Source organism: Cupriavidus sp. SK-4 (assembly GCF_000611125.1).
In the GTDB taxonomy this organism is placed as follows: Bacteria; Pseudomonadota; Gammaproteobacteria; order Burkholderiales; family Burkholderiaceae; genus Cupriavidus; species Cupriavidus necator.
On record NZ_JFJW01000041.1, the window covers coordinates 126 to 10,773 of the forward strand.

Here is a 10,648-nt window from a genome sequence, read left to right on the forward strand (position 1 = left end):
GGGCAGGACTGGCTGCGCCGTGCCTTCGGCGCCCAGAACGAGACCGCCGCATGGGGCCTGTCGCAGACGCTGCTGTCGATCTGCGACGAGCTCAACGCGCGCTGGCTCGAAGACGCCGCCATCCGCGACGATGACGAGATCGACGGCGACGATCGCGCCGGCCTGCTGCAGGGCGCGCTGGAGCGGACCTATTCGCATCTGTCCGAGCGCTTCCTCGGCGAAGAGGCGCGCATCGTGCTGGCATTCTGGCAGGCGCTGTCGGGGCCGGGCGATCCGCTGCCGGCGCGGCGCCGCGCCTTGCGCGAGCTGTCGCAGCAGTTGCGCGGCCCGGTGATCTGGATTGCCCCGACCCCGCCCACGCCGCTTGAAGCCGCGTTCCTGCGCGATGCCGCCGAGCTGGTGCCGGTGCTGCAGGTCGGCTATGACTGGACCGGGCAGGGCGAAACCGATGCCGACTGGTACCAGACCCTGCTGGCGCTGTGGCCGGAAGCAAGGATCGCCGACGATGCCGAAGCCGTCGCCCCCCCGCCGGCCATGCCTGCGCTGCCGCCGCAGCGTCCGGCGATCCGCGTGGTCGGCAGCGCGCGCTTCGAGGATGAAGCCGCCGCGGCAGCCGCGCAGCTGGTGCAGTGGCTCAATGAAGGCCGCCGCCAGGTGGCGCTGGTCGCGCACGACCGCGTGGTGGCGCGGCGCGCCCGCGCCTTGCTGGCGCGCGCCGGGGCACCGGTGCGCGACGAGACCGGCTGGAAGCTGTCTACCACGCGCGCGGCCGCCGCGCTGATGCGCTGGTTCGACCTGCTGGTGCGCGACGGCGACACCGCCGCGCTGCTGGACCTGCTCAAGAGCCCGTTCTGCCTGCCGGAGGTTGCCGGGCGCGGCGCGGCCATCGCGCTGCTGGAGCGCCAGGTGCGGCGCGAAGGCATCACCGGCGGCTGGGCGCGCCTGCGCCAGCTGTTCGGTAGCGCACCGACCGCCGCGCAGCAAGCTGCCGCGGAAGATGAGGATGCCGCCGAAGCGCCGCGCCGCGCCGCGCACGCGCTCATCGCCGTGCTCGCCGACGAGGCCGCGCGCTGGCCGCGCGGCCTGGCGCAGCATCCGCTGGCAACCTGGCTGGAACGGCTCGATGGCATGCTCGACGGCCTCGGCATGCGCGCGGCGCTGGCCGCGGACGATGCCGGCAGCCAGCTGCTCGATGCACTGGCGCGGCTGCAGGAGTTGCCGCTGGACGAGACCGGCGGCCATGCCACGCTGTCGCAGGGCGAGTTCCGCGCGATGCTGTCGGCCCTGCTGGAATCGGTCGCCTACAAGGAGCCCTCGGCCAGCGGCCCGGCGCGCATTACCATCCTGCCGCTGAACGGCGCGCGCATGCGCCGCTTCGAGGGCGTGGTGATCGTCGGCTGCGATGACGCGCAACTGCCGTCCAGCGCCGCCGAGCTGATGTTCTTCTCCAACCAGATGCGGCGCGAGCTGGACCTGGAAGACCGCGAGGCCCGCTTTGCGCAACAGGCGCGCGACCTGGCCGAGGTGCTGCTGAACAACGACGACGTGGTGCTGACCTGGCAACGCTATGGCAGCCGCGGCGAGCCGCATCATGTGTCAGGCTGGATCGAGCGGCTGGCGGCGTGCTGCACGCGCGCGGGCGTCAGCATTGAAGCCGCTGCCGCACCGCAGGCGCACGAGACCTTTGCCGATCCGCAGGGCATGCCGGCGCCGGCGGCAGAGCCCGCGCTGGTGCCGGTGCGCTGGAGCGCGCAGGCCTACAACATGCTGCGCCGCTGCCCCTACCAGTTCTTCGCCGGCCGCATGCTGGGCCTGGCCGGGCTGGAGACAGTCAGCGACGAACTGGAAAAACGCGAGATCGGCGAACACCTGCACCACGTGCTGTTGCGCTACCACAAGGACCTGCAGGCGCGCCGCGAGCGCGGCGAGACGCTGGCGGAAGACCAGCGCCTGGCCCGCCTGGCCGAGATTTCCGAAGACGTGTTCGGCGCGCTGATGGCCGAGGACGGCAATGCCATTGCCTACTACCGGCGCTGGCGCGAGGTGATGCCGTCGTATGTCGCCTGGCAATCCGCGCGCGAGGCCGAGGGCTGGTTCTGGCGCGGCGGCGAGCTCGACGCCGGCATCGACTTGCCGATGCCCGACGGCCAGCCGCTGCGCCTGACCGGGCGCATCGACCGGCTTGACCAGGGCCCGGGCGGGGCGCATGCCGTGCTCGACTACAAGACGCAGAGCGCCACCCGCCTCAAGCGCAAGCTGGCCGAGGTCGAGGAAGACTGCCAGCTGCCGTTCTATGGCCTGCTGCGCGCCGATGCGGCAGCGGGCAGTTGGGTATCGCTCGAAGGCGCGCGCGAGGGCGCAGCGGCGGCGCAGCGCGAAGTCGGCCTGCCCGATTTTGAAGCCGCCGTCATCTGGCTGGAACGGCAGATGCGCGACGACGTCATGCGCCTGCGCCAGGGCGCCAGGCTGCCGGCCTTCGGCGATGCCTCCGCCTGCCTGTATTGCACCGCCCGCGGCCTGTGCCGCAAGGGCTTCTGGGAATCCACCGCCGTGCCGGCGCTGACATCATGACGCCTCACGATCCGCACCACGTCCAGCCTTACCAGCGCGACGGCCAGCCCGTTTCCGAGGCCGAGTTCACGCGCGCCGCCTGCGATCCGGCACGCTCCGTCGTGGTGGAAGCCTGCGCCGGCAGCGGCAAGACCTGGCTGCTGGTGGCGCGGCTGGTGCGCCTGCTGCTGGCCGGCGCCGCGCCGCACGAGATCCTGGCCATCACCTTCACGCGCAAGGCCGCCGAAGAAATGCGCGACCGCCTGCTGGAGGTGCTGGCACAGCTGTCGCGCGACAGCGACGACGACGTGATCGCCGCGCTGGTGCAGCGTGGCCTGACGCCCGACGCCGCGCGCGAGGCGCTGCCGCGTGCGCGGCGCCTGCATGCGCAGGTGCTGGCCGCGCCCGGGCGCATGGCCATCGATACCTTCCACGGCTGGTTCGGCACGCTGCTGCGCGGCGCGCCGCTGGCCTCGGGCATCGTGCCGGGCGCGGCGCTGCGCGAAGATGCGCTGCGCATGAAACGCGAAGCCTGGGCCCCGGTCTGGCGCGCGCTGGCCACGGAGCAATACACCGACTTGCGCGCCGCGTGGGAAACGCTGGTCGATACCGTTGGCGACTTCCAGGCACGCGCGCTGCTCGACGCGATGTTCCATGCCCGCAGCGAATGGTGGGCGATGCAGGAGGGCGGCGACCCGCTGCAGGCGCTGTCCGACTGCCTGGGCGAAGACGCCCAGGGCGACGTGCTGCTGCAGGCTCTGGCCGACGAAGGCTGGCGCGATGCCTGCGAGTCGCTGGCGCTGCGCCTGGGCGCGGCCGGCAAGACCGAGCAGACCCACGCCGCCCGCATCACCGATGCGCTGATGGCGATCACCGCGTGGCGCGAAGCGGGCGCGGCGCCCGGCAAGCCCGCCGAACGGGTGTTCGCGCAGTTGCGTGCCGCGTTCTTCACCACCACCGGCGGCCCGCGTTCCCTGCGGCGCACCGCGGCGCTGGTCAAGGCCGCCGGCGGCGAAGGCATGGTCGATGCGTTGCTGGACGAGCATGCCTCGATCTGCGCCATGCTTGACGACATCAGCGCGCGTTGTTGCGAAGCCGCGGTGCTGGCGGTCAACCGCGCGCTGTTCTGCATCGGCGATGCCTTGCTGACGCGCTACCAGCGGCACAAGGACGAGCAGCGCGCGATGGACTTCGCCGACCTGGAATGGCAGGCCGCGCGCCTGATGTCGGACGAAGAGACCGCCACCTACCTGCAGGTGCGGCTCGACGCGCGTTACCGCCATCTGCTGCTCGACGAGTTCCAGGACACCAACCCGCTGCAGTGGCGCATCCTGCAGGGCTGGCTGGCCGGCTACGCGGGCCTGGGCGAGCGGCCGACGGTGTTCCTGGTGGGCGATCCCAAGCAGTCGATCTACCGCTTCCGGCGCGCCGATGCACGGCTGTTCGGCGCGGCCGGCGAGATGCTGCGCGATGGGTTCGGCGCCACCGTGCTGCGCACCAACCGCACCCGGCGCAACCGTGCCGAAGTGCTGGACTGGGTCAACGCCGTGTTCGACAGCGCGCGCGCCGAGGGCCGCTATCCGCTGTACGCGACCCAGACCACGGCACTGGCCGGAGGCAATGGACCGGTCTGGCTGCTGCCGCTGGTGGAGCCCGAGGACAAGGCCGATGAAGCCCTGGACGGTGCCACTGAGGACGAACCGGCGCAAGCCGCCACCGCCCATCGCGACACGCTGCTGCAGCCGCGCCGGCAGGCCGGCGATTCGCTGCGCCTGGAAGAAGGCCGGCGCGTGGCCGCGTGGCTGCGCCTGGTGCGCGACACCGTTCCAGTCCATGAAGGCGGCGAGCAGCGCCCCGCGCGCTGGAGCGACATGCATCTGCTGGTGCGCCGCAAGACCCATCTGGCTGACTATGAGCGCGCGCTGCGCGAGGCCAGCATCCCGTGCCTGAGCCCGCGCCGCGGCGGCCTGCTGGCCACGCTCGAGGCGCTGGACCTGTCGGCGTTGCTGGCGTTCCTGATGACGCCGGAATCGGACCTGGATCTCGCGCACGTGCTGAAGAGCCCGCTGGTGGGCGCGACTGACGACGACCTGCTGGCGCTGGCCCGGATCGAAGCCGAGGGCAGCTGGTGGGCACGCATCGAGTCAGGCGGCCTGCCCGAACACGTATCCGATGCGCTGCGCGAAGGCGTGCAGCGCTTGCGCCAGTGGCTGCGCGTGGCGCCGCACCAGCCGGTGCATGACCTGATCGACCAGATCTTCCACGGCGGCGAAGTTCGGCGCCGCTATGCCGAGGCCGCGCCGCCGGATATCCGCGAACAGGTGCTGGCCAACCTCGATGCCTTCCTGAAGCTGTCGCTGGACCTCGACGGCGGGCGCTATCCGAGCCTGCCGAAGTTTATCGACGAGCTGCAGGAAATCCGCCGCGGCGACGAGGGCGAAAGCCCCGACGAAGGCGGCATGGGCGAGAGCGCCGAAGACGTGGAGCCGGCCGACGACGATCCGGCGTTCGCCGGCCTCGACGCGGTCCATATCCTGACCGTGCATGCGGCCAAGGGCCTGGAGGCGCCGTTCGTGGTGCTGCTCGATGCCAACCACAGTGAGCCGGCCGCGGACCGGGGCGGCATCCTGGTCGACTGGCCGCCGTCGTCGCCGGTGCCTCGGCATTTCTCGGCCTACGGCAAGCGCAGCGAGCGCGGGCTGGCGCGGGCGCCGCTGTTCGAGTCGGAGGCGGCGCTGGGCGAGCGCGAGAACTGGAACCTGTTGTACGTGGCCATGACGCGCGCGCAGCAGGGCCTGCTGGTCAGCGGGGTCAAGGGCCGTGCCGGCCGCAGCGGTTCGGGCGAGGCCAATGCCGAGATCGCCGGCAGCTGGTATGTGCGGCTGCAGGCCGCAGGCGTCGGCGAGATGGTGCCGGCCTATCCGGGCGAGCTGGCCGATGCGCAGGACCAGGCCCCGATGCCCGCGCGCCTGAGCGAGCCGGTGCGCTTTACCGACTTCCGGCTGCGCTATCGCGATGCAGTGGATGCGCGGCAGGGGATCGCGTTTGAAGAAGAGGGCGAGGCGGAAGCCGAAGACGAGTCCGACGGCATCGTCTTCAACGCCGCGGCCGCCCGCCACGGCGAGCTGGTGCATGCCTTGCTGGAACGCCTGACGCGCTATCCCGAAGCCTTTGCCGGCGTGCCAGGGATCGACACCGTCTTGCGCTGGTTCCCGCTGACGGGAGCGCACACCGGGCCGGCACGGCAGGCGTGGCGGCAACAGGTGGCGGAAGCGCTGGAGGCGGTGGCCGCGATGCTGCGCGCGCCGGCGCTGGCGCCGCTGCTGGGGGCGGGGGACGCCCGCAGCGCGCGCAATGAAGTCGAACTCTATGACGCGCGCGGCAGGCTGCTGCGTATCGACCGGCTGGTGGAATTCGACGACCGCGTGGTGATCGTCGACTACAAGCTGCGGCTCCTGCCGCAGGAGCATGCCGCCTACCGTGCTCAGCTGGGCCGCTATGCGGCCGCGATTGCGCCGATGTTCCCGGGCAAGCGTATCGAGGCCGGCGTGGCCACTGCGGACGGCGAATGGATTCCCGCCGAGCGCCTGGCGCCGCCGGTGTCGCCAATGCCGCAACAGGGCTCGCTGTTCTGACGGCTGGCGTGGCACCCGGACAGGGTGCCAGAATCGGCGCAAAATGGGGTGCGCGGCGCGCGCGATCGCGGCCCGGCTGTACTAAAGTGACAGGGACTGCGCTGCAAGCGACTGGTGCGTGCGGGCGGATATAGCGGGAGGGGTACTGCAGGAGGGGGTGTGAGGTGGACGAGCCTGACCCTCGGCACTGGCGGAAAACGGCTGTGGCTGCTTCGTTCCCGACCTGACCAGGTTGACCGCGCCACCATGCGAGGAGGCCCGTCCGAGCGGCATTGTACCCCAGACCGCGATACCGCGGAGAAATTGCGTTGAATGCCCTTTGCAATGGTGGGTCATTGCCCGCGGCAAATGCGTCGGCTTGATCTGGCGCAGGCAACGCGGGCCGCGGCGGCCCGACCATTCACCGACCCAGACCGTGGTGAGCCAATACATGAACGCAAACGACCAGATCATTCGCGGCGCCCTGGCGCCGCAGGAAATCTCCACCGAAGTCCTGATCGAGAAATACGCCAAGGGCGAAGAGCGCAGCATTGCCGATGTCAGGCAACGCGTGGCGCGCGCGCTGGCGCAGGCCGAACCCGAGGATCAGCGCGAGGCCTGGAGCGCGCGCTTCCTGTGGGCGCAGGAAAACGGCTTCGTGCCGGCCGGGCGCATCAATTCGGCGGCGGGCACCGGCATCCAGGCCACGCTGATCAACTGCTTCGTGCAGCCGGTGGGCGATTCGGTGTCGGAGCCGCGCGAGGGCCGCCCCAGCATCTACACGGCGGTGGCGCAGGCTGCCGAAACCATGCGCCGCGGCGGCGGCGTGGGCTATGACTTCTCGGCGATCCGCCCCGCCGGCGCGCTGGTGCGGGCCACGCATTCGCGCGCCTCGGGGCCGGTGTCGTTCATGAAGGTGTTCGACGCGTCGTGTGCCACGGTGGAATCCGCCGGCGCGCGCCGCGGCGCGCAGATGGGCGTGCTGCGCTGCGACCATCCCGATATCGAGAGCTTTATCCACGCCAAGGACAAGGGCGACCTCAGCAACTTCAATATCTCCATCGGCGTCACTGACGCCTTCATGCAGGCCGTGCAGGCCGACGGCGAGGTCGAGCTGGTGCATGAGGCCGAGCCGGGCGCCGACATGATCGCCGCGGGCGCCTATCGCCGCGACGACGGCCAGTGGGTGTACCGGCGCGTGCCGGCGCGCAACCTGTGGGACCAGGTCATGCAGGCCACCTACGACCATGCCGAGCCGGGCATCCTGTTCCTGTCGCAGATCAACGCCGACAACAACCTCTATTACTGCGAGCGCATCGAGGCTACCAACCCGTGCGCCGAGCAGCCGCTGCCGTCCTATGGCTGCTGCTGCCTGGGCTCGATCAACCTGACGCGCTTCGTGCGCCAGCCGTTCTCGCCGCAGGCCGAATTCGATTTCGATGCCTTCGCCGAAGTGGTGCGCGTGGCCACGCGCATGCTCGACAACGTGCTCGACGTGACCTTCTGGCCGTTGCCCGAACAACAGGCCGAGGCCCACGCCAAGCGCCGCGTCGGGCTGGGCTTCCTGGGGCTGGGCAGCGCGCTGGTGATGCTGGGCCTGCGCTATGACACCGAGCCTGCGCGGCAGCTGGCGGCGCGGATCTCGGAACGCATGCGCGACGATGCCTACCTGGCGTCGGCCGAACTGGCGGTGGAGAAGGGCGCCTTCCCCCTGTTCGATGCCAACGCCTACCTGCAGAGCGGGTTTGCCGGCCGGCTCCCCGAACGCTTGCGCGATGCCATTGCGCGCCATGGGCTGCGCAATTCGCACCTGCTGTCGATCGCACCCACCGGCACCATCACGCTGGCCTTTGCCGACAATGCCTCCAACGGCATCGAGCCGGCCTTCTCGTGGACCTACAACCGCAAGAAGCGGATGCCGGACAACAGCTACCGCAGCTTCGAGGTGGCGGACCATGCCTGGCGGCTTTACCGTCACATGGGGGCCGACATGGCCCAGTTGCCGGATGCCTTCGTCACCGCGCTGCAGATGTCGGCGCTGGACCATATGCGGATGCTGGAAGCGGTGCAGCCGTATATCGACACCAGCATCAGCAAGACCGTCAACGTGCCGGAGGATTATCCGTACGAAGCCTTCCGCAACCTGTACCTGGAGGCCTGGAAGGCCGGCCTGAAGGGGCTGGCGACCTATCGCCCCAACTCGGTGCTGGGGGCCGTGCTGTCCGTAGAGGCGCCGGCGGCGGCGCCCGCTGCCGTGGCCGACGACAATCCGCTGGTGCGCCCCTTCGGCAGCCGGCCGGTGGGGGACCTGGAGGGGGTGACGTCCAAGGTCGAGTACCTGACCTACGAAGGCCACAAGACCGTCTACCTGACCGTCAACTTCATGCGCGTCGCCGGCGTGGCCGACGGCAAGCCGGTGGAGATCGAGCGCCCGGTGGAGTTCTTCATGCCGGCGGGACAGCGCAGCGAGGGCCAGCAGTGGATCACCTCCACCATGCGGCTGTTGTCGATGGTGGCGCGCTCGGGCGGATCGGTGGCCAAGGCGCTGGCGGACATGCGCAACGTGGTGTGGGACAAGGGCACGGTGCGCTACGGCACGCTGGTGCGCCAGGACGGCACCGAGGTGCCGCGCTTCCATGACTCCGAAGTGGCCGCGCTCAGCTACGCGCTGCAGCGCATCCTGATCAAGTGCGGCTTCCTGGATGCCGAGGGCGGCCAGGTGCCGGTAGCGGCGCTGGCCGCCAGGCTGGCCCAGCGCGAGGGTGGGGGGCAGGCGCTGGATGCCGGGGCGGATCTCGCCAGCCAGGTCCGAGCCCCCGGCACCCCCGGTGTCGGCACCGGCAAGCCCTGCCCGGAGTGTGGCGCGCACGCCCTGCACAAGGTCGACGGCTGCGCCAAATGCGCCAATTGCGGCTACGTGGGCGAGTGCGGCTGAGCCCCGCCGCGGGCGGGTTGCGGCCACCGGAGCCGGCCCGCGCGGCGCGTGGCGAATAAAGACCGCGAGGTCGGGGCGGCGGCGGCCGGAGGGGGGCCGCCTTTTGCTACAATCGCCGCCATGAGTTATCAAGTTCTAGCGCGCAAATGGCGCCCCAGGGATTTCACCACGCTGGTCGGCCAGGAGCACGTGGTCCGCGCGCTCACGCACGCGCTGGAACAGCAGCGGCTGCACCATGCCTACCTGTTCACCGGCACGCGCGGGGTCGGCAAGACCACGCTGTCGCGGATCCTGGCCAAGGCCCTGAACTGCATCGGCCCTGACGGCAACGGCGGCATCACCGCCCAGCCGTGCGGGCAGTGCAAGGCCTGCCAGGAGATCGACAGCGGCCGCTTCGTCGACTACATCGAGATGGACGCCGCCTCCAACCGCGGCGTCGACGAGATGGCGCAGCTGCTGGACAAGGCGGTCTACGCCCCGACCTCCGGGCGCTTCAAGGTCTACATGATCGACGAAGTGCACATGCTGACCAACCACGCCTTCAACGCCATGCTGAAGACGCTGGAAGAGCCGCCCGGGCACGTCAAGTTCATCCTCGCCACCACCGATCCGCAGAAGATCCCGGTCACGGTGCTGTCGCGCTGCCTGCAGTTCAACCTCAAGCAGATGCCGCCGGGGCATATCGTCTCGCACCTGGACCACATCCTGGCGCAGGAAGGCATTGCCCACGATGGCAATGCGCTGCGGCTGCTGGCCCAGGCCGCGCACGGCTCGATGCGTGACGCGCTGTCGCTGACCGACCAGGCCATCGCCTACAGCGCGGGCCAGGTGTCGGAAGACGCGGTGCGCGGAATGCTGGGCGCGATCGACCAGGGCTACCTGGTGCAGTTGCTCGATGCGCTGGCCGCCGAGGACGGCGCCGCCATGCTGGCGATTGCCGATGCCATGGCCGACCGCAGCCTGTCGTTCGCCGGCGCGCTGCAGGACCTGGGCTCGCTGCTGCACAAGGTGGCGCTGGCGCAGGCCGTGCCGGCCTCGGTGCAGGACGAATGGCCCGAAGCCGACGAGGTGCGGCGCCTGGCCGGCGTGTTCGACGCGCAGGAAGTGCAGCTGTTCTACCAGATCGCCAACCTCGGCCGCAGCGAACTGGCGCTCGCGCCGGACGAGTACGCCGGCTTCACCATGACGCTGCTGCGCATGCTGGCGTTCCGGCCGTCGTCTGAACCGGCCACGACGCAAGGGCAGGGCAGTGGTGCCCCGCCTGCGCGCCAGCGCGGTTCCGCCGCGCCTGAAGCCGCGCAACCAGTTGATACCCGCTTTGCGACGGCTGCGGCCAATGCCGCCGAGCAGGCCAAGGCCGGTACTGCGGCGGCACCGGTTCCTGCCCCTATGCCAGCACAGGCGGTCCAGCCCGCGGCCGACCCCGCTGCGCCTGCCGCTGTCCCTGCATCACCTGACGCTCCGCCGGCACGCCCGGCCGCTGGCGCCGGCAACGGGGCCATGTCGCCCGCCGCCGCCGCGCTGGCCGCCGCCCGCCAGGGTTCCGCTG

Annotated in this window: 4 protein-coding genes and 1 other RNA gene; 4 read left to right on the top strand and 1 reads right to left on the bottom strand. The window is 70.7% G+C overall.

The genetic code is table 11. The annotated features are described in order from the left end of the window. Together CF68_RS08940 and CF68_RS08945 are read left to right on the top strand one after the other, a co-directional pair. On the top strand, window positions 1-2,571 hold a 2,571-nt coding region (locus CF68_RS08940; protein ID WP_235205707.1), incomplete at its 5' end, for a PD-(D/E)XK nuclease family protein. Beyond that, window positions 2,568-6,185, top strand: coding sequence for an exodeoxyribonuclease V subunit beta (locus tag CF68_RS08945; protein ID WP_035817629.1), 3,618 nt, complete (start codon window positions 2,568-2,570; stop codon window positions 6,183-6,185). The genes CF68_RS08940 and CF68_RS08945, both read left to right, overlap by 4 nt. Window positions 6,186-6,349: 164 nt before the next feature. Here the strand turns inward: CF68_RS08945 and ffs are convergent. After that, window positions 6,350-6,448: signal recognition particle sRNA small type (gene ffs / locus CF68_RS35700), an RNA gene on the bottom strand. Between the two features lie 167 nt (window positions 6,449-6,615). On the opposite strand from ffs, the gene CF68_RS08950 reads away from it, so the two are divergent. Together CF68_RS08950 and CF68_RS08955 are read left to right on the top strand one after the other, a co-directional pair. After that, on the top strand, window positions 6,616-9,099 hold the full coding sequence (locus tag CF68_RS08950; protein ID WP_051591461.1) for an adenosylcobalamin-dependent ribonucleoside-diphosphate reductase: 2,484 nt from the start codon (window positions 6,616-6,618) through the stop codon (window positions 9,097-9,099). Window positions 9,100-9,219: 120 nt separating this feature from the next. Next, window positions 9,220-10,648: DNA polymerase III subunit gamma/tau (locus CF68_RS08955; RefSeq protein ID WP_035817633.1), on the top strand; the 1,429-nt coding region annotated here is incomplete at its 3' end.